This is a genomic window from Rhizobium mongolense USDA 1844, assembly GCF_000419765.1.
GTDB lineage: Bacteria > Pseudomonadota > Alphaproteobacteria > Rhizobiales > Rhizobiaceae > Rhizobium > Rhizobium mongolense.
In genome coordinates this window covers 127,446-146,070 of record NZ_ATTQ01000003.1, presented here as the reverse complement: position 1 = coordinate 146,070, position 18,625 = coordinate 127,446, and the positions used below count along the sequence as shown (strand labels likewise).

The window sequence follows — 18,625 nt, the reverse complement described above, 5'->3', positions numbered from 1 at the left end:
CCTTCAGAATCACTGAAAATTCCGGCTCTTGATCTTCAATGTATCGATATGAAGATCCGGCACGAACATATCTCTTGCCCGAAGCCCCGGCGCCGGTCGTTCGCGGGAGTCCGGACTGCCGGGTGAGCCATGTGCGAACTCGTCACCGCGGCCGGTCGGCGGCCGGAAAGCTCCGTCGCGCTCGGCAAGGTTCGACAGATCGGCCGAGAGATCGAAAAGCTGCTGGGCGACCAGGTGCACCACGTCCCCTTCCCGCTGGATCCTGCCATTGATCGCCATCATGCCGGCGCCGAGCACTACGCGCCGCGACCGCTCGAAGAGTTTTGGCCAGACGACGACATTGGCGACACCGGTCTCGTCCTCGATGGTGATGAACATCACGCCCTTTGCCGAGCCCGGCCGCTGGCGCACCAGCACCAGGCCGGCCGCCATCAGCCATTGCCCGTCGCGCGCCGCCATCGCTTCGGCACAGGGGACGATCCGACGTTTGGTGAGGTCGCTCCGCAGGAAACTCAAGGGATGCTGGCGAAGCGTCAGGCCGGTATGGCTGTAATCCTCGACGACGTTGTGGCCTTCGGTCATCTGCCTGAGCTCGACTTCCGGCTCCTGCTGCTCGGCGATGGCTCGCGCCTCCCGTTCCGCCGCGGCAGTGAAGAGCGGAAGCGGCTCGTCGCGCAGGGCCTTGATCGCCCAGAGCGCCTCGCGTCGCTCGAGGCGGAGGGACGGCAGGAAAGCATCGGCGTCGGCAAGCTCGACGAGCGAGGCGGCCGGTACGCCCGACCGCCGCCACACATCGTCGACCGATGCAAAGTGTTCATCGGCGCGAGCGGCGGCGATCCTGGCCGCGTCGGCTGTCGCCAGACCGCGCACCAGACGCATACCGAGCCGCACCGCATGCCGGTCGGTGTTGTCGACCGGCTCGAGCGTGCAGTCCCAGCGCGACCGGTTGATGCAGACCGGACGGACTTCGACACCATGTTTCCTCGCGTCGGCGACGATCTGGGCGGGGGCATAAAAGCCCATCGGCTGCGAGTTCAGCAGTGCCACACAGAAGACGTCCGGGAAATGGCATTTCACGTAGCTGGAGGCATAGGCAATCAGCGCGAAGGAAGCGGCATGGCTTTCGGGGAAACCATAAGAGCCGAAGCCTTCGAGCTGGCTGAATGTCTTCTCAGCGAATTCCGGCGTATAGCCATTTTTGATCATGCCGGAGACGAGCTTGTCTTGGAACCTCGAGACGCCGCCCGTGAACTTGAAGGTCGCCATGGATTTGCGGAGCTGGTCGGCTTCACCGCCCGTGAACCCTGCACAGACCATCGCCACCTTCATGGCCGACTCCTGAAACAGTGGCACGCCCAGTGTCTTGTGGAGGACCGCCTCCAGTTCGGGCGTCGGGTACTCGACCTTCTCCTTGCCTTCGCGCCGCCGGAGATAGGGATGCACCATGTCGCCCTGGATCGGCCCGGGGCGGACGATCGCCACCTGGATGACGAGATCGTAGAAGGTCTGCGGTTTCATGCGCGGCAACATGGACATCTGGGCGCGGGATTCGATCTGGAAGGTTCCGAGCGTATCGGCCTTGCGGATCATCGCATAGGTCGCCGGATCCTCCTGAGGGATCGTGGCGAGGGCGAGATCATGATGCTTGTGGTCCCGGATCAGGGCAAAGGCCTTGGCCATGCAGGTCAGCATGCCGAGCGCCAGCACGTCGACTTTCATGAATTTCAGCGCCTCGATATCATCCTTGTCCCATTCGATGACCTGCCTATCGATCATGGTTGCCGGCTCGATCGGCACCAGGTCGTCGAGCCTGTCATGGGTGAGGACGAAACCGCCGGGATGCTGACCGAGATGGCGCGGCGCCCCCATCAGCTGCTGCGCGAGTCGTAGGGTCAGGGTGAGACGCCGATCTTCCGGATTAAGACCGAGGTCGCGGACCTGCCGCTCGCCGACCGTTTCCGACCAGGACCAGATGCCGGCGGAGAGCGCCTTGATCAGATCCTCCGGCAAACCCAGCGCCTTGCCAACATCGCGAATGGCCCCCTTGGCGCGATAGCGGGTAACGGTCGAGCAGAGTGCTGCCTTGTCGTGGCCATAGGTCTTGTAGATCCACTGGATGACTTCCTCGCGCCGTTCGTGCTCGAAATCGACATCGATATCGGGCGGCTCGTCGCGCTCCTGGGAGACAAAGCGTTCGAACAGGAGATCGTTGGTGTCGGGGTCGATCGAGGTGACGCCGAGCACATAACAGACAGCGGAATTGGCAGCCGACCCCCTGCCCTGGCAGAGAATGCCTTGCGATCGGGCATAACGGACGATCGAGAAGACCGTCAGGAAGTAAGGCGCGTATTTCATCGTCTCGATCAGAGCGAGCTCATGACGAATGGTCTTCTCGACATGCGCCGGCAGACCTTCGGGATAACGCGTCTTGACGCCTTCCCAGGTATAATGCTCCAGCGACTGTTGCGCCGTCATGCCCGGGATCAGCGCCTCCTCGGGGTACTGATAGACCAGCTCTTCGAGCGAGAACTTGCAGCGATCAACAATCTCTATCGTCCGCGCCAGGGCCTCCAGGTAGCGGGGAAAGAGACGAGCCATTTCTTCCGGGGGCTTCAGATATCGATCGGCGTGCCGCTCACGCTCAAAGCCGACATCATCGATGGTGGTTCCGGTACGGATGCAGGTGACGACATCCTGCAACTGCCGGCGGCCGGGTTCATGAAACAGCACATCATTGGTAACGACGGTCTTTACCCGGTGCCTTTCCGCCAGGTTCGACAGTTCATGCAGTCGAAGCTGATCGTTGGGGCGGCGGCGCAGGCAGAGCGAGACATAGGCACGATCGCCAAAGACCTCCGCCATCTTCCTGAGTTGCATGGCGCAGGCGTCATCGGCCAAGTCTGGTACGAGAACGCCGATCAGGCCCTCGGCATACAGCGACACGTCATCGAAATGGAGGATGCATTTTGCTTTCCCTCTGCGGCCCTTGCCCAAGGTCAGCAGCCGCGTCAGCCGCGAATAGGCGGCACGATCGGTCGGATAGACGAGGATCGACATGCCGTCCTGGAGATCGAGCCGGCAGCCGACGACGAGCCGCAGCCCTGTGGCGCGCGAGGCCTCCAGCGCCCGGACGATACCGGCCAGGCTGTTGCGGTCGACGACGCCGAGCGCTTCGATGCCCATGAGTTTTGCGGTCGCAAACAGTGCCTCTGCCGAGCTTGCGCCTCGCAGGAACGAGAAGTGGGTGGTGACCTGGAGCTCGGCGTAGCGCATCACGCAAACACCCCATGCAGGAACCATTTATGCGATCCGGTTTCCGTATCGACGCCGTCACCCGATCGAAAAATCCAGAACCGCTCACCGGTATCATCTTCGACGACGAAGTAATCACGCACCGCGATCCATTCGGCGCTGCGTTTCCACCATTCGCCAAAGATCCGCTCCGGACCGTCGGCACGCTTTACCCGGCGCCGCTTGCCGCGCCAGGTAAACGAGACCGGCGGATGATCCGGAAGGAGCGCAATCACTTCGATCAGTTCGGGACGCGCCAGAAGCCGCGGCGGCCTTAGCCAGTGCATCGGCCAGGTGGCGCCGTCCTCATCGGCCGTCGGGGCGATCCGCTGGACGCTGCGCTCCGGGACATCGCTCGCGACCGGCGCGACACGGAAAATCCGCTGGCCGCCGCGGTTGCCGAGCACATCGATGAGCGGCGTCACGTCTGCGATCTGTTCTTCGATGAGCGACGACGCCGACTGTGCCTCGATCAGCGGCTCGGCAAGGATGGCAGCAAGACTGAGCTTCTCGATACCGAAACCGGGTTCGATCCTCTCGATGCGATCGCGGAACAGTTTCGTCAGCCAGGCGATGTCGCGGACGGGCTTGGCGGTCCCGGCTCGGAGCGCCTGAAGGGTGTTGTCGACGCGGTGGACGATGAGGTCGGCGCGTCGAACCCCAAGCCCGCGCGTTTCGAGTTGCAGACAGAGCTGTCGCACGAGTCGAGTGACGTACTTCTCGATGGTCTCGCGTGCACCGATCGGCTCGGCGAATGATTTTTGAACCTCGACAAGTTCCGCCACCCGGATCGGATCGATCGGCTCGGCGACGCGTCCGAACATCTGGTCGAGACGCCGTCCGACCTCCGGCCCGAAGCGCAAGATCAGCGGCGCCCGTGGTGTGCCGGCGAGATCGCCGACGTTCGCGAAACCAAGAGTCCGGAGGCTCACAACGGTCTCGGACGGCAGTCGCAGCGACGAGAGAGGCAACCGGTTTACGGCCTTGTGGGTCTCGCCGCGCGCGACGATCAGCGTTTCCCGGTTCATCGTGCGCGCCAATGCATGCGCAGCACCCCACGTATCGGCGATCGCCGCACGGGCGGCAAGACCTCGGCCGCGCATGCGATTGACGAGCCCCGACAGCATCAGCTCCTCGCCGCCCTGAAGATGGTCGGCACCTTCCGTATCCATGACGATGCCATCGGGAAGATCGATGGCGACGACCGGAGAATACTGCGACAGTGCCCAGAGCGTCAGACGTTCCAGCGCCGCAAGGTCCGCCGCCGGATCCGCATCGATCATGATCAGGCCCTGCACCAGCGCCTGCGCCTTTGCCGCCGGCATGTCGACGCGAAGGCCGAGCTTGAGAGCTACCTGATCGGCGGCGGAGATCCAGCGCTTCGAGCCGCTCCTGGCGATCAGCACCAGCGGCGCTTCAACGGATAGCGAAGGATCGGCCCGCCTGATCCGGTCGGTCGGCAGCGTCGGAAGAAAGACAGATACGACCCTGGCCATCACATGCTCCGATGATGAATTCACCTCCCTCGCCGGCCCTGACCCGCATCAGCTCTGCCAGCCATCGCGCCCGCCCAATCCCGGGAACGGCAAGCGGTTCGGATGGCAGCACCGAGATGCGCCAGCGGGTTGCCGCAGCCGTCGGCATGCCGAAGTCGGAGGCCTCCGTCTGCCGCCGCCATCGGCGGACCACCAAACCCAATGTCCCTGACTTCTCCGCTGCAAGCTGGAGGCGGCGCGATGCCGTCATCGGCAGGCGCACGATTTCGGCGACGACGGCACCGAGGCCGCCGTAGCGCAAGGCTTCCTCAAAACTTGCGAGCACCGTCTCTTCCTTATCGCCCTCGACGAAGATGACGCGGTCGGGGTGGAGGCCGATCTGGGCGAAGGCCGGGAAGAAGAGGTCAAAGCGCGTCAGGCACCAGACCACCTTGCCACTGGTGCGGGCGGCGATGCCGCCGACGAAGAGTGCGGCAGCCGCTCCATCGATCGCTCCGTTTCCGCCGCCGGCCACCTCATGCAGCGCGCCATAGGCGAGCCCTCCTCCCGGTAGCTGCGCATCGATCTCGCCCACTCCGAACGGCAAGACGCTTCGATTGCGTGAGCCCGTCCCTTCCAAGTTGGCAATTTTGTCGCGCAACTCGGTGAGAACTGCATTTGAAGCGACTGCTGAGGTCATGGTCTCCTTCTGACGGCAACCCGTTTTTGACTTGAGGAACAGGGATATGTTCTGTATTTGTTCTCAAAGTGAAAACGAGTCAATGCGCGCTCGGCCCGCGAGAGTTGAAGGGCGATGTGCTTCCGGTGATTCCGCCAACGGATTCAAATCGATGGCAGAAAAGGGAATTTTTTCGCGTGGCGACCTCGAGCCCAGGAACGATCTGTGGCCAACTAAAGGATCATCGTGAGCGGATCATTGAATTTATTTGCCGATCCGTCGGCGGGCTGCGATCAGTTGACTTGCACGCCGCGCCGCTCCAACTCCTCGAAAATTTCGCGCGTGACCGGGTTCGGGGGAAAGCGGCCGGCTGTTCTGAGCGACGGCAGATCGAGCAATGCCTCGATATTTTCCGACGGGACGTTGATGCTCACCCGTTGAAGGGTCTTCAGCGGAACAAGGGCGCGAATATCGACCTTGTCGATCATCGAGTTCACCGAAATGCTCTTCAGGTTGGGGCAGAAGCGGATGCCTGAAATATCCCTGACATCGAACACGCCTTCCTCGCCGCCCCAGAAATACCAGGCGAACGGATAGATCGCCCCGCTGCCGTCGAATTCGATCCTTTCGACGGCCGCAAGCTGTTCGTCGCTCAGCGGATAGCGGGTGAGATAGTCCAGCGCTTCGGGGATGAGCTCGTCGCCATCCTTCTCCAGATCGACCGTCCGCCCCAGAACATGGCTCGCAAGCTGTTGCGGCGTGCCGAGATCGAGCGCCTTGGCGTAGAGAAGCGACGACATGACCGCAAGCTTCAGGTTCGGGTCCGAGAAAGGTGCGCCGGGAGCGCCGCTCGCAGCAGGGTAGGGCGGCGCGGTGGGCTCCGCATATTCTGCGTCGGGGTTCGAAATCTCGATCTCGTAGACCCTATCATAGGTGATGCGGACGGAAAGCTCGCCCTCCGGCAATTGTTTTTTGCCGAAACGGGTGGCTCGCCGCACCTTGCTTTCCTCGCCGATCTGCATATCCGGCAGGGTGGTGCGAAGATCGTCAAGCGAGATGCCCATGGGCACGCCGGCAATAGTATGCTCGAAGCGGGAGTTGAAGCTGATCTGGCCGACCAGCCCTTTGCGATCGATCCGCACGATGACGCCGTGGGTGTTTTCGACAATATCGATGATGCCGCCTTTATGAGGCGCCAGTGTGCGCCAGGCGGAGCCCATGGCCTTCTCGACCGCCGACATCGGCATACCGGGCCGTAGCGCTGCAAGCGCTGCAGCATCAACCGGTTCGTTCGACGCCGCCATGCCTACACCTCCTGCGGCGACGGACAGGGCCAGAACAGCCACCCCCGTCAGGAATTCCCGTTTTCGCATGTGCCGCGCCTTGAGCAGAACAGACAATCCTTGTGCCTGAAAGTGTATTACTGGCACTTCCTTCTTTTTGAAAGCACTGCCGTCTCGCTCTCATTTGATGACGCAAAGGTGCGATCATAGTCCGCCGACCACGGTTCGACTGTTCATTGCGGAAACGGACCAGTTGCTCAGCGTTCTCTTTTGAGATGGGACTCGAACGAGCGATCAGTTCGATGGCTTTATCGGCGACTTTTTACGCGCCGACGGAAGCGTGGGGACCTCGGTATCGGTGGGCATCCAAATCACTGCTTGCGGTCGCCATTACCTCCTGCCCATGGCCTCGTGTTTCGCGTCGTGGGGCGCATCGGCGGAGAGCGATCGCGAGGAATCGACGCTTTGCTTGAATCTACCTTGCTTGTCGCGCCGGACGTAGCGTTTATCAGCTCCGGTATCCGCTATTGGGCTGCCTCCTCATGTTGATCTCCACAGAACGTCAACGCCTCTGGCCCCTGCTCGTTTCGCGGCGCGACCGTTGCGATCGAGGAAACAGTTGATATGACGGCGAAGCCTGCTATGTTCTCTTTTTGTTTCGGCGCAGATCTCTGAATGACCCGGCCGACCCCATCGCGATCGCTGAAGCCGCCATGAACGACATGAGCTCGACCCCCGTCCGAAAAATCATCCATGTGGACATGGATGCCTTTTATGCCTCGGTCGAGCAGCGCGATAACCGGGAATTGCGCGGCAAACCGGTTGCCGTCGGCTATGCGGCGGCGCGCGGCGTTGTGGCGGCGGCCAGTTACGAAGCGCGAAAATTCGGCGTTCACTCGGCCATGCCGTCGGTCACCGCCAGGCGTAAATGTCCGGAGCTGATTTTCGTGCCGCCGCGCTTCGATGTTTACAAGGCGGTCTCGCGGCATATCCGGGAGATCTTTGCCGAATACACGCCAATGATCGAGCCGCTCTCCCTCGATGAAGCCTATCTCGATGTCACCCACAATCTCAAAGGCATGGAGATTGCCACCGAGATCGCGTTGGAGATCCGCGGAAAGATCAAGCAGGTCACCGGCCTCAATGCGTCGGCTGGGATCTCCTACAACAAGTTCCTCGCCAAAATGGCAAGCGACCTCAACAAGCCGAACGGCCAGGCCGTCATCACCCCAAAGGACGGCCCGGCCTTCGTCGAGCAACTTCCCGTCGAGAAATTCCACGGCGTCGGACCGGCAACCGCCGAAAAGATGCATCGGCTCGGAATCGAGACCGGCGCGGACCTCAAGGAGCAAACCCTCGACTATCTCACCCAGCATTTCGGCAAGTCGGGACCGTATTTCTATGGGATCGCCCGCGGCATCGACAATCGCCAGGTCAAACCGGACCGGGTGCGGAAATCGGTCGGCGCTGAGGACACGTTCGCTGAGGACATCCATTCCTACGAGCCCGCGCGCGAAGGGCTTCAGCCGCTGATTGAGAAGGTTTGGGGATACTGCGAGGCCAACGAAATCGGCGCCAAGACGGTGACGCTCAAGGTCAAGTATGCCGACTTCACCCAGATCACTCGCAGCAAGACCGCTCCCATGCCTCTGCCGGCGATCGGCGATCTCGAGGAGTTGGTCGGCCTGCTTCTCGCGCCGATCTTCCCGCCGCGAAAGGGAATACGTTTGCTCGGTGTGTCGCTGTCTTCGTTGGAACGGAGAGCACCTGTCGCGGAACCGCAGCTGCGTCTGGCGCTTTAGACCGCAAGCTTTGTCTGAACAGGAGAGGTTGAATGGCGCCTGACGCGAAATGTCCCCGCTGACGGGGGTCGAAGGATTTCGTCCTCGGGCACGAGTGCGTCGAGCCAGACCATGCGTTGATCGCGAGTGAGAACCACCATCTGCCGGTCGTGGAACGGCGCGATATCGGCATTCGCCTCGGTCGTCAGCATGGCATAGGACTCCGGCCAATCGGGGGTCGCAGGCCGCCAGATCCCCGCGAAATAGAACCAGTCGCCGTTTACGAGCGAGAAGCTGAAGCTCCGATGGCGAAACTCGGAAGCGGGCACCAGGCATCGGTGGGTCGGAAACGTCCTTCCCTCCGATCGGATGACGTTCACTGCACGCGGCCCCCCCTCGCGCGGACGCAGACCCCATGGCAGTTCGACCATCTCCACATCGCGGTGAAGGCGCCTTATGATGACGCGGCGCTCGTCGAGCGGGGCGTCGGACTGGAAAACCTTCGCGCTCAACATAAATGGAACATATCAGGAACACGTCTACGAGACAACCAGAACCGAAAGGAGGATGCATGTGCAATGATTATCGGCTGATGGTGAATGTCGCCTCGATCGTCGAGGACTTCGCCGATCTCAAGATCAAGATCCGTTTCGGCGAAGGCGCGCCGAACCTCGAGGCGCGCGAGGACATCAAGATTACCGACGTCGGCCCCGTCGTCAGAGCCATCAACGGCGGTCGCAATGAGGCCGAGCTTGTGCAGCGGCGCTGGAGCTGGCCGGGGCCGAACAAGCGGCCGGTCTATAATTTCCGGTCGGAAGGCCGGAAGTTCAATTCCAACCGCTGCCTGATCATTGCCGACGGCTTCTACGAGTTCACCGACCCCAAGGATCCGACGAAAAAGCGCAAGGACAAGTGGCTGTTCACCAAGAAGGACGAGCCGATCTTTTGCATCGCCGGCATCTGGCGCGAGACGCCCGAGGTTGGACAGGCTTTCACGATGCTGACGATGGAGCCCGGGCCGGACATCGCCCCTTACCACGATCGGCAGCTCGTCATCCTGGACCGCAGCGCTTGGGCGGATTGGCTCGATCCGGGCGTCTCCGCGAGCTCCATCATTCAACCTCTGCCGGTAGGTTCGCTAAAGGTCGAGCAGGTGGGGTGAATCGCCGTGTAGGCCCAAGTTTGGATCACCGTTCTTTTCGCGAGAGAACGCCTCTGAAGTCGACGGTTGGGCCGCCGGTGGTGGCACTACCCACCCCAGGGCGCCTCAAGCGGCCACCTGCTCCCTCAGGCTGGCGGATAAATGTTAGAGAAAACATACCGGCCAACCTCATTGCCCTGCTTAATGCCCATTGTGGGCATCAAAGCGCGTCAGAGGCGGTAAAACCGCGCGGCATTATCATGGAACAAGGCGCTGCGCTCGCTTTCGGCAAAGGTCCTCGCAATCTCCTTGAACGAATCGAATATCGCGTCGTAACTCGAAAAAAGCTTGTCGACCGGAAGTTGGAAGCGAACATGCAGCGCTCCACCCGAAAGCAGCGATCGCCTCTTCGACATAGGAAATGGGGATCTATGATGGGAAACTGGTCCATGCTTCTGATTCCGCCGCTATGGGTAAAACGATCGGGTGCAGCGTCGAGGACCCGCACCCGCTTGATATCACTTGGCCGGCGGGAAGACGCGGGCGATCACGGCCTTGGCTTCCGGTGAATCGACCTTGTCGGCCGTGACCAGCGGCATGACCAGTGCCAGATCCTTCTTGACCGGAGCCTTGGTCATTGCGCCCCCAGCTACGCAGCCAAGGTTCTTTCTCCACGTCTGCCTGCGTTCCTGAAGGAAAATCCTGAGGTGGAGGTGCGGGTCGCGTCCAGCACCACATATGCACGCTTCACCGACGGTCTTTTCGACCTGGATATCATCTACGGGGAGCCGCAGAACCGAGAGGATCTCATCGTGATTCCGCTTTCAGAAGAGATCGTGTCGCCTCTCTGCTCTCCGGAGATGGCTTCATCGCTGGGGTCAATCCGCGACATCTTCAGGTTCCCGCTGATCCGCAGCGATCTGAAGCGAATTCAATGGATCGACTGGTTCGAGGCGAACAACCTCGGGAGTCCTCCTGTGCCGACGATGAGCTTCGATCGGAGTTTCATGGCCCTGGATGCCGCGGCGAATGGGCTCGGCATCGCTCTCGAGTCGAACGTCCTGGCGCGCCCCGATCTGGACAGCGGGCGATTGGTCCCCGCGTTTGTTGGAGCCTGTCGAGACAATCGCTACATCGGCCACTATCTTGCCTATCCGAAAACCGGAAGCCAAAGGAGATTGGCGAAGGTCTTTGCCGAGTGGTTGGCAAGATAGTTCATTTTTAGGGCAGTCGAGAAACTAAGTTGGGCCGAATATCGCGTTCAGGAAATCGGCTCGCACAACTACGACAAGACGCGACGATGACAGTGTCCACGAGCAGGAAGCTCGGTGCGACGGGACAGGCTGGAGCAGGCAGCGAGGTCCTGAGCTTCCACAATAGTCCGTCATCGTTCTGACCATATCAGCATGTGATTTAGGCTCAGATCTCGGGGCATCAACGGTGACCGTGTGGGCGGTTGTGGGTCTTGAACCGATTCGAACCTGAGACACACCAAATCCCACAGCTCCATCCGAGGTGCGCTAAATTGAATCACTTGCCCAATCTTCATGCGCGTGGCGAATTCGTATTACAAAAATTGTCTCATCATCTTCGATCCGATAAACGATTAGATGCGCTTTGAAGGGATGAATTCTAACGGGCGGATCAATCTCATCCCGTTCGCGCGCGATGCGTGGATTGACAGCTATCAGATCAACTAATGCGAAAAGTTCATCGTGGTATCGCTTTGCCTGGCCTGCCCCGAACATACGGACACCTTGCTCGGCGATCGCAATAATGTCCTCTTCCGCTTCGGCAGAAAGCTTAAAACTCATGACTTGCTGGCACGAGCCATCGCCTCAGCAAAGAGTTCATCCTTTGATCGGATGCCGACACCACTTTGGAGCCCGGCCTCGACGAAACTTTGCATGGCGGCGATCTTGTCGTTTCGCGTCTGGTCGCGTCGGATCAGGTCGCGCACGTAGTCGCTAGCATTCGAATATCGCCCGGTCCTGGCCTGAGCCTCCACCCAATCCTTCATCGGGCCTGGAAGAGATACGTTCATCGTGGCCATTGATAACCTCCATTTGAAGGCAACATAACCGATTTTGGCAAAGTTTGTCAAAGGCTCGAAGCCTTTATGAGGCGGACCAGTCCATCTCGATAGCATCAACTTCAATGACTTAGCGACGGCTTGAGGCATATGCATATTTATGGAACAGGACGGCGGTTTCGCTGCTGTTGCTTTTTGCACTTAAACCGCCGTTTACGCCGTTGTGGATTTCCTCGATAAAGAGCGGTTACGGCTGTTGCTTTTGAACGTGGGTAGAGGAGCCCGCCCAAGGCTCTTGATCGAGACAGTTCGATGGGCTTCTCGGACCTTTGATCTATTTGTGCCGCCAGACCTTCCATGCGAAAACCAGCAGGATCGCGGCAAGGACTGGAAGAAGCAGTGCGTTCGGGACGATCCCGAGGAGCAGCCCGCCGATGAACGTTCCGACAATCGATCCTGCGGCCATCGTGAGCAGAAACCGCTTGTTGCGGCCGAGGACCGAAAAACTCTGGTCTCTGCTGTATCGGGTGAAGCCGACCAGCATTGTCGGCAGGCTGACGGCGACCGCCAGGCTGCCCGCCAGCTTGATGTCCGCGCCGAACAGGAGGACGAGGGTTGGGATCAGAAGCTCCCCGCCCGCCACTCCGAGCAGGGAGGCGACGACGCCGATGCTGAAGCCCCCTGCGATCCCGGCGATGAGCTGCGCCGTACCCTGAAGGAGCGGCTGGCCTGCGGTAGCGTCATGTCCAAGAACGAGGACAGCCGCGATCACGACCAGAAGGATGCTGATCACCTTGTAGAGCATGTGTGACCTTAGTCTCACCGCCCAACCCGCTCCGAACCATGCGCCCAGCAGGCTCCCAGCCAGAAGATTGACGACCACAGTCCAATGATCGGCGATCATGTCGAACGGAACCGTAGCGGCGCGAAACGGTAGCGCGGACGCCACCACGACCAGGCTCATGGCCTTGTTCATGATGACGGCCTCAAGAGCCGCGAAACGAAAGACGCCGACCAGCAGAGGCAGTCTGAACTCCGCCCCGCCAAGCCCGATAAGGCCACCCAGGGTCCCGATCAAAGCGCCTCCCCCGAAGGATGCCGGTGCGCTGCGGGACGTCGGTTGCACGGCAGGTTCGGCCATTGGGAATCCTTCGGAGCGTTGTAGTCGGCAGAACCTATCGAGCCTTCCGACCCAAGTCGAGATGAACTGATATAACGGTCAAAACCGCAGCTCTACGAAGCAACAAGGGGATGGATTGCGAGGTGGAGGCTTGAGGTTTTCTGTCGCTGGAAGCCGATGGGACTCAGGCAGCTCAAGAGCGTTCCTGACTCCTCCGGCTTGGCACGATATTTTACTATTCAGCGGATTCTTAAACTAAATACTCTATAGTTTCGATAGAAAATAGCCCACCTTCCCGTGCTATTCAGACCACACAGAACTGCAGGCTAACCGCATGAGCAGCAATGCCGAATTTCTTTGGTATATCCCCAACGACGTCAGGCCTGGCCACCGCGGTGATTCCACTGTTGAAAATCACAACAGCCTGGAGATGCTGACCAGCCACGCAAAGGAGCTGGAAGATCACGGCTGGAAGGGCGCACTCATCGGCACGGGGTGGGGTCGGCCCGACACGTTCACCGTCGCAGCTTCGCTCGCCGCGCGAACCACCACCTTCGAGCCACTCATTGCGATCCGCCCGGGCTATTGGCGACCGGCGCACTTCGCGTCGGCTGCGGCCACGCTGGACTATCTCACCGGCGGCCGCGTGCGAATCAACATAGTGTCCGGGAAAGACAATCTCTCTGCCTACGGTGACAGCGAAAGCGATCAGGCACACCGCTATGCCCGGACGAAGGAGTTCATGCGGCTGGTGCGCAGGCTGTGGACCGAAGAGAACATTACCTATGCAGGCGAGCACTTCAAGGTCTCCGAATCCACCGTCATGCCGCGCATCGAGGTCCGCGGCGACCGTCGTCACCCCAAGCTCTACTTCGGTGGTGCCTCAGAAGCGGCCGAGCGGGTGTCCGCCACCGAAGCCGATATTCAGCTCTTCTGGGGTGAACCCCTCGAAGGTGTCCGGGAGCGGATTACGCGGCTCAAGGCGCTGAGTAGGGAATTGGACCGCGACCTCCCTCCGCTGGAGTTTGGGTTGCGGATCACCACGCTAGTCCGCGACACCACGGAGCAGGCCTGGGCCGATGCCGAGGCGAAGGTCGCCGAGATGGCCAAGAGCAAGGGCACCGGCTGGAACGACCACCTGCAGGCCGTCGCGGTGGGCCAGCAGCGGCTGCTCGATCTGCATAGGCGCGGCGAAGTGCTCGACGACAATCTCTATACCACACCAGGCAAGTTTGGCGGGGGCGGCGCCGGTACCACGTGGCTGGTCGGCTCGGCGGCGGACGTCGCCCGTTCGCTGCGCAAATACCAAGAGCTCGGCATCACGCATTTCGTGCTTTCCGACACGCCATACCTGTCCGAGATCAAGCGACAAGGCGATCAGCTGCTTCCGCTGTTGCGCAGCTGAGGGCGACGCCGCGTCTCGGCCTCAGCTTTGTTGGCAGCCGATAACCTTTTTGGCCGCCGATGTTTTTACCTTGGCGTCTGTCCCCGCGGTAATCGCTCCCATGTTACTCTCGTCAGCCATCGCTAATGCGCAGGAACATCTTCGGGCGGATGGACTCCTGCGCCCCTTTGCCAGCCAGATAACGGATCGGCGGCGTGCCGATGAAGGGGGTGAGGTGGGTCGTCGTGCGGATTTACGAAGAAGCGGCGGGCCACGTCAAGGTAGCCGTTGTAATTCCCGCTGGTGAAGCCGAACATCTTTGGTCTTGAAGGGATCCGAACCGACGGCTGCTCTCAATCACCCAAAATACTAGCAATTCTCACCAAGTCGGCGACTGATAATGCGTGCATTTTCCGCATCATGTGGCCGCGATGAAGCTTCACGGTGGCCTCCGCGAGCTGAACCTCAGCCGCAATCTGCTTGTTCAGCTTCCCGGCGACAACAAATGCCATGATCTGCCGCTCACGCTCGGAAAGTTTGGAATACCTTTGGCGCAATGCAGCAGTTTGATTAGCCTCTTCGCGTCGAGCATTATCACTTGCCAAAGCACGGTTTACCGCTTCAAGCAAGTCCTGTTCGCGCACGGGCTTGGTAAGGACATCAATAGCCCCGGCTTTCATTGCTCGAACAGCCATAGCGACATCAACATGAGCGCTGATCAACACCACCGACCTTGGATACCGGTTTTTCGCCAGAGCCTCCTGAAACTCCAGTCCACTCTGGCCTGGCAGCCGAATATCCAGGACAATACAACCTGCACGGTCGGGATCATCCGCAGCAAGGAACTCCGGCACCGAGCCATGGGTTTCAGTGGCAAGCCCTACGGATTCGAACAGTCCTCTCAAAGCTTCGCGGACGCTTTCGTCGTCATCTATAATGATGACGGTCGGCGGTCCTCTTTTGCGATCATCGATCATAGTCGGCTGTGACCTCCGCCATTGGCAATGTAAACGTGAACACCGTGCCAGCTTGGCTGTCTGCCACCGAAGCCCAAATCCTGCCGCCATGGGCTTCGACGATTGAGCGACATATCGAAAGTCCCATTCCGATACCGTCGGCCTTTGTGCTGTAGAACGCTTCGAAAACTCGGTCCAATTCGTCGGGCGGAACACCGCGCCCTGAGTCGGAGACACTCACTCTCACGAATTGCTCCTCGTCCTTAGTACATCTGATGCCGATACGTCTTTCGCTCGAAGAAGCGCCCATCGCTTCGGCGCTATTCATGACCAAGTTCAGAACTACCTGTTGCAGCTGGGTTCGATTCCCAATGACCTCCGGAGACCATTTCGGAAGATCGAGATCGAGTTCGATCTGTCGGTGACGAAGTTCCCCTCTCAAAAGATCCAGCACATCACGCAAGGCGCCCTTCAAGTCAGTTCGCTCCATCCGGGCTGGTGACTTCTGAGCCATTGCTCTGATACTCGCGATGATGTCGCCGGCGCGATGACCATCCTTGACGATCCTCTCGGCCGCGAGCCGGGCCTGTTCGATATCGGTATGTCCCGGTTGCAGCCAGCGCAGGCATGTGCCGGCATTTGTGACGATTGCCATCAGCGGCTGATTAACCTCATGGGCGATCGAAACGGCAAGTTCGCCCGTGGCCGTCATCCGCGTCACATGCGCCAAGTTACTCTGGCTTTGTCGCAAGGACTCTTCCGCCCGCTTGCGATCCTGGATATCGACGACTACCCCGTACCATCTCACGACATTTCCATCAGAATCCAGAAGCGGGCTTTGTCGAAGGTTGAACCATCGATATTCGCCATCCGCGCGTCTGATGCGGGCGTCTACGGGACGACTTTTTTTCGAGGCCACGATATCGTCCCAGGCCACCCGCATCGGCTCGACATCATCGGGATGAAACATGCGGTAAAAACCGAAGCCCACGATCTCCTCAACAGGTAGGCCGACATAATCGATCAAGTTTCGATTGAAGTATTCAAGCCGGCCATCTGAAGTGCAGGACCATGCCATCGCGGGTATCGTATTGATGATAAGATTGAGCTTGTGTTCGCTTTCCCTGAGCGCAGCTTCGCTTTCTCGAAGAGCATTCTCCGCATATTGCAGGTCTTCGATATCGATATTGACGCCGAACCAGCGAACGATGCCGTTGGCATCAACCAGCTTGCGGCCCGAGAAATAAAACCATCGGTAATTGCCGTCTGCTCCGCGAATGCGCCCTTTTAAGACGGTGTGGTCGGAATGCTCGAGGTCTTTCTTCCAGGTGTCCACCATGCCTGGAATGTCATCAGGATGGTAAAGGTCCAGAAAGCCCCACTCGAGGATTTGGTCGGCAGGACGACCTGCATAGTCCAACCAGCTTTTATTGACAAAATCGGCACTGCCATCCGGTCGGGCTGACCATACGAGAACAGGCAGAGAATTGATGATAAGGCTGAGGTTCTCTTCGCTAGCCGCAAGTGCAGTCTTCGTTTCCTTCAATGCGTTTTCGACCTGTTTGCGATCTTCGATGTCGAGGACCACACCATACCATCTCACGACATTTCCTTCGGCATCGAGCCGCGGCTTTTGCCGGAGCGTGCACCAACGATATTGGCCATCTGCGCGCCTCAGCCTGCCCACGACCTCTCTGGCATTCTTCGATGCCATGATGTCATGCCATTCCGAAGCGAGATGTGACGTGTCGTCGGGGTGAAACAGCTTGTAGAATCCCACTCCGGAGATTGCCTCAAGCGGCGCCCCGATGAACTCAAGAAAGTGCTGGTTGGCGAAATCCAGCATGCCATCCGATGTCGCGGACCACACCATTGCGGGGATCAGATCGATAATGGGATCGGTTTCCGGCTCTCTATCCACAACACTCTCCGCCCGGAATTTATGACGCTCCGGCTACCGCGTTCAATCAACAGCAATGCGTATCGATAAGCCTCCGGGGGAACCCGACAGAGCCCAAAAATTCCGCCTCCATGAACAGGACATGTCCAGGCACAGTCGATCATTCGAAGGAAAAGTTACGGGATTTCTGTGAGTTACGTAAGGACAAATCGATATACCAAGGTCTACGCCTGCAATGCCATCGTCTAGTTGCACGTGACCTAGATCGCAATTGAGAGCGATCAGAAACCCGCTTACTCCTACACATAGAGGCCCTTGATGAATGGCGACGTCGGCAAGTCCGTCGTCGCCTTCACATCGAACGTGCATTGAAATTCTACATCACTGCCATCCTGACCTGAGGCAACAGCCTCCGGTGACGTTGTTTATCGCGACGGCGTTTGCTCGGCCTGAACGGCCCAAAGGAGCCCTCACTCGAAACTAATTTTCGTTTCATCGTTTCATCTCGACTTATGGGGAGACTATCATGCGTAGTTTGATTATGTGCCTGACGTTGGCGACCGCCAGCATGACCGCGGCAACAATGGTAGGCGCGCTTCCTGCGCACGCCGCGGACGTTCGCGAAGCTCCGGTTCCCATCCACTACCGAACTGCGACGATCGAGGGCCTCGATATCTTCTACCGGGAAGCCGGTCCGGCCGACGCTCCGGTCGTGCTGCTACTCCATGGTTTTCCGACGTCCTCCCACATGTTCCGGAATCTGATCCCGCTTCTTGCAGACCGATACCACGTCATCGCGCCGGACTATCCGGGTTATGGCCAAAGTGCATCTCCCAATCGTAGCAAATTTGCCTACACGTTTGGCGGCGTCGCCGATATCGTAGACAAGTTGCTGGATCATTTGGCGGTCAAAAGCTACGCGATGTACGTAATGGATTATGGTGCACCGGTGGGCTACCGCGTGGCGCTGAAACATCCGGAACGGGTGAGTGCGCTGATCATCCAGAACGGCAACGCCTATGATGAGGGGCTGAAGGAATTTTGGGATCCCATCAAGACCTACTGGTCCGATGGGTCTGAGAAGAGCCGTGAGGCGCTCTCCGGTCTGGTCACGCTCGAAACGACCAAGTTCCAGTATACCGATGGCATGGAAGACGTGTCGCGCATCAGCCCTGACAACTGGGTTCACGACCAGGCTCTTCTGGACCGACCAGGCAACAAGGATATCCAGCTCGATATGTTGTATGATTATCGCACCAACGTGCCGCTTTACCCTGCGTTCCAAAGTTTCTTTCGTGAGCGCAAACCGCCCACGCTCATCGTCTGGGGCAAGAACGATTATATCTTTCCTGAGGCTGGCGCTCATCCTTATCTCAAGGATCTTCCGGATGCCGAAATTCATATCCTGAACTCAGGTCACTTCCTGCTCGAAGAAAAGCTGGACGTCGCTGCTCCGCTAATCAACGACTTCCTGGATCGCAGCGTCGCAAAGAAGTGACCATCAGGCATGGTTACCGGCGGTGTGACCAAGGTTCCGCCAAGCCGAGGTCGCACCGCTGAACAGCAGTTACTAAATTCCAGAT

14 protein-coding genes and 3 pseudogenes are annotated in these 18,625 nt (G+C 59.4%); 5 read left to right on the top strand and 12 right to left on the bottom strand.

All coding sequences use genetic code 11. The features are described 5' to 3' along the window. Positions 1–9 precede the first annotated feature (9 nt). The 4 genes from A3C3_RS0106415 to A3C3_RS0106400 all read right to left on the bottom strand — a co-directional run bounded on the left by A3C3_RS0106415 (position 10) and on the right by A3C3_RS0106400 (position 6,749). Positions 10–3,273: an error-prone DNA polymerase gene (locus A3C3_RS0106415; protein ID WP_028739449.1), complete on the bottom strand. Its 3,264-nt coding sequence runs from the start codon at positions 3,271–3,273 to the stop codon at positions 10–12. After that, a complete protein-coding gene (locus tag A3C3_RS0106410) occupies positions 3,273–4,787 on the bottom strand; it encodes a Y-family DNA polymerase (protein ID WP_022713780.1) in 1,515 nt (504 codons plus the stop codon). Before A3C3_RS0106410 ends, A3C3_RS0106415 begins: the two co-directional genes overlap by 1 nt. Then, the gene (locus tag A3C3_RS0106405) at positions 4,708–5,466 is read right to left on the bottom strand and encodes an ImuA family protein (protein ID WP_022713779.1); all 759 of its coding nucleotides are present in this window, start codon (positions 5,464–5,466) and stop codon (positions 4,708–4,710) included. The genes A3C3_RS0106410 and A3C3_RS0106405 overlap by 80 nt, the downstream gene beginning before the upstream one ends. A gap of 272 nt (positions 5,467–5,738) precedes the next feature. Further along, the gene (locus A3C3_RS0106400; RefSeq protein WP_022713778.1) at positions 5,739–6,749 is read right to left on the bottom strand and encodes a DUF7256 domain-containing protein; all 1,011 of its coding nucleotides are present in this window, start codon (positions 6,747–6,749) and stop codon (positions 5,739–5,741) included. A 692-nt stretch (positions 6,750–7,441) separates the two neighbouring features. Here A3C3_RS0106400 and dinB point away from each other — a divergent pair. Beyond that, positions 7,442–8,530, top strand: coding sequence for a DNA polymerase IV (dinB, locus tag A3C3_RS0106395; protein WP_028739447.1), 1,089 nt, complete (start codon positions 7,442–7,444; stop codon positions 8,528–8,530). Here dinB and A3C3_RS0106390 read toward each other — a convergent pair. Continuing rightward, complete coding sequence (locus A3C3_RS0106390) at positions 8,527–9,024, bottom strand: SOS response-associated peptidase family protein (protein ID WP_022713776.1); 498 nt, start codon at positions 9,022–9,024, stop codon at positions 8,527–8,529. The two genes, dinB and A3C3_RS0106390, sit on opposite strands and share 4 nt — an antisense overlap. A 56-nt stretch (positions 9,025–9,080) precedes the next feature. On the opposite strand from A3C3_RS0106390, the gene A3C3_RS0106385 reads away from it, so the two are divergent. Further along, the gene (locus A3C3_RS0106385) at positions 9,081–9,671 is read left to right on the top strand and encodes an SOS response-associated peptidase (protein WP_022713775.1); all 591 of its coding nucleotides are present in this window, start codon (positions 9,081–9,083) and stop codon (positions 9,669–9,671) included. 209 nt (positions 9,672–9,880) lie between these two features. On the opposite strand, the pseudogene A3C3_RS48500 reads toward A3C3_RS0106385, so the two are convergent. Both A3C3_RS48500 and A3C3_RS46755 read right to left on the bottom strand, forming a co-directional pair. Beyond that, positions 9,881–10,067 (bottom strand): annotated as a pseudogene (locus tag A3C3_RS48500) (amidohydrolase family protein); the annotation flags it as partial. Positions 10,068–10,168: 101 nt separating this feature from the next. Next, positions 10,169–10,291 (bottom strand): annotated as a pseudogene (locus A3C3_RS46755) (substrate-binding domain-containing protein); the annotation flags it as partial. Here A3C3_RS46755 and A3C3_RS37845 point away from each other — a divergent pair. Further along, positions 10,286–10,864: pseudogene (locus A3C3_RS37845) on the top strand (LysR substrate-binding domain-containing protein); the annotation flags it as partial. The pseudogenes A3C3_RS46755 and A3C3_RS37845 sit on opposite strands and share 6 nt — an antisense overlap. Positions 10,865–11,170: 306 nt before the next feature. On the opposite strand, the gene A3C3_RS0106365 reads toward A3C3_RS37845, so the two are convergent. The 3 genes from A3C3_RS0106365 to A3C3_RS0106355 all read right to left on the bottom strand — a co-directional run bounded on the left by A3C3_RS0106365 (position 11,171) and on the right by A3C3_RS0106355 (position 12,823). Beyond that, positions 11,171–11,464 (bottom strand): type II toxin-antitoxin system RelE/ParE family toxin, encoded by a 294-nt coding sequence (locus A3C3_RS0106365; protein WP_022713771.1) that lies wholly within the window; start codon positions 11,462–11,464, stop codon positions 11,171–11,173. After that, on the bottom strand, positions 11,461–11,703 hold the full coding sequence (locus A3C3_RS0106360) for a type II toxin-antitoxin system ParD family antitoxin (RefSeq protein WP_028739446.1): 243 nt from the start codon (positions 11,701–11,703) through the stop codon (positions 11,461–11,463). The genes A3C3_RS0106365 and A3C3_RS0106360 overlap by 4 nt, the downstream gene beginning before the upstream one ends. Before the next feature lie 313 nt (positions 11,704–12,016). Continuing rightward, complete coding sequence (locus tag A3C3_RS0106355) at positions 12,017–12,823, bottom strand: sulfite exporter TauE/SafE family protein (RefSeq protein ID WP_022713769.1); 807 nt, start codon at positions 12,821–12,823, stop codon at positions 12,017–12,019. A gap of 313 nt (positions 12,824–13,136) precedes the next feature. On the opposite strand from A3C3_RS0106355, the gene A3C3_RS0106350 reads away from it, so the two are divergent. Continuing rightward, a complete protein-coding gene (locus A3C3_RS0106350) occupies positions 13,137–14,207 on the top strand; it encodes an LLM class flavin-dependent oxidoreductase (protein ID WP_022713768.1) in 1,071 nt (356 codons plus the stop codon). Positions 14,208–14,539: 332 nt separating this feature from the next. Here A3C3_RS0106350 and A3C3_RS0106345 read toward each other — a convergent pair whose 3' ends face one another. Both A3C3_RS0106345 and A3C3_RS0106340 read right to left on the bottom strand, forming a co-directional pair. Next, positions 14,540–15,163, bottom strand: coding sequence for a response regulator transcription factor (locus A3C3_RS0106345; protein ID WP_022713767.1), 624 nt, complete (start codon positions 15,161–15,163; stop codon positions 14,540–14,542). Continuing rightward, positions 15,153–17,063, bottom strand: coding sequence for a PAS domain S-box protein (locus A3C3_RS0106340; protein ID WP_022713766.1), 1,911 nt, complete (start codon positions 17,061–17,063; stop codon positions 15,153–15,155). The genes A3C3_RS0106345 and A3C3_RS0106340 overlap by 11 nt, the downstream gene beginning before the upstream one ends. Before the next feature lie 505 nt (positions 17,064–17,568). Between A3C3_RS0106340 and A3C3_RS0106335 the strand changes: the two genes are divergently transcribed. Beyond that, positions 17,569–18,540: an alpha/beta fold hydrolase gene (locus tag A3C3_RS0106335; protein WP_022713765.1), complete on the top strand. Its 972-nt coding sequence runs from the start codon at positions 17,569–17,571 to the stop codon at positions 18,538–18,540. Positions 18,541–18,625: the final 85 nt, after the last annotated feature.

Coding starts and splice junctions, on each gene's coding strand:
- dinB (WP_028739447.1), top strand. CDS start 7,442: ATGAACGACATGAGCTCGACCCCCGTCCGAAAAATCATCCATGTGGAC.
- A3C3_RS0106360 (WP_028739446.1), bottom strand. CDS start 11,703: ATGGCCACGATGAACGTATCTCTTCCAGGCCCGATGAAGGATTGGGTG.
- A3C3_RS0106350 (WP_022713768.1), top strand. CDS start 13,137: ATGAGCAGCAATGCCGAATTTCTTTGGTATATCCCCAACGACGTCAGG.
- A3C3_RS0106365 (WP_022713771.1), bottom strand. CDS start 11,464: ATGAGTTTTAAGCTTTCTGCCGAAGCGGAAGAGGACATTATTGCGATC.
- A3C3_RS0106390 (WP_022713776.1), bottom strand. CDS start 9,024: ATGTTGAGCGCGAAGGTTTTCCAGTCCGACGCCCCGCTCGACGAGCGC.
- A3C3_RS0106400 (WP_022713778.1), bottom strand. CDS start 6,749: ATGGCGGCGTCGAACGAACCGGTTGATGCTGCAGCGCTTGCAGCGCTA.
- A3C3_RS0106335 (WP_022713765.1), top strand. CDS start 17,569: ATGCGTAGTTTGATTATGTGCCTGACGTTGGCGACCGCCAGCATGACC.
- A3C3_RS0106405 (WP_022713779.1), bottom strand. CDS start 5,466: ATGACCTCAGCAGTCGCTTCAAATGCAGTTCTCACCGAGTTGCGCGAC.
- A3C3_RS0106355 (WP_022713769.1), bottom strand. CDS start 12,823: ATGGCCGAACCTGCCGTGCAACCGACGTCCCGCAGCGCACCGGCATCC.
- A3C3_RS0106415 (WP_028739449.1), bottom strand. CDS start 3,273: ATGCGCTACGCCGAGCTCCAGGTCACCACCCACTTCTCGTTCCTGCGA.
- A3C3_RS0106410 (WP_022713780.1), bottom strand. CDS start 4,787: ATGGCCAGGGTCGTATCTGTCTTTCTTCCGACGCTGCCGACCGACCGG.
- A3C3_RS0106385 (WP_022713775.1), top strand. CDS start 9,081: ATGTGCAATGATTATCGGCTGATGGTGAATGTCGCCTCGATCGTCGAG.
- A3C3_RS0106345 (WP_022713767.1), bottom strand. CDS start 15,163: ATGATCGATGATCGCAAAAGAGGACCGCCGACCGTCATCATTATAGAT.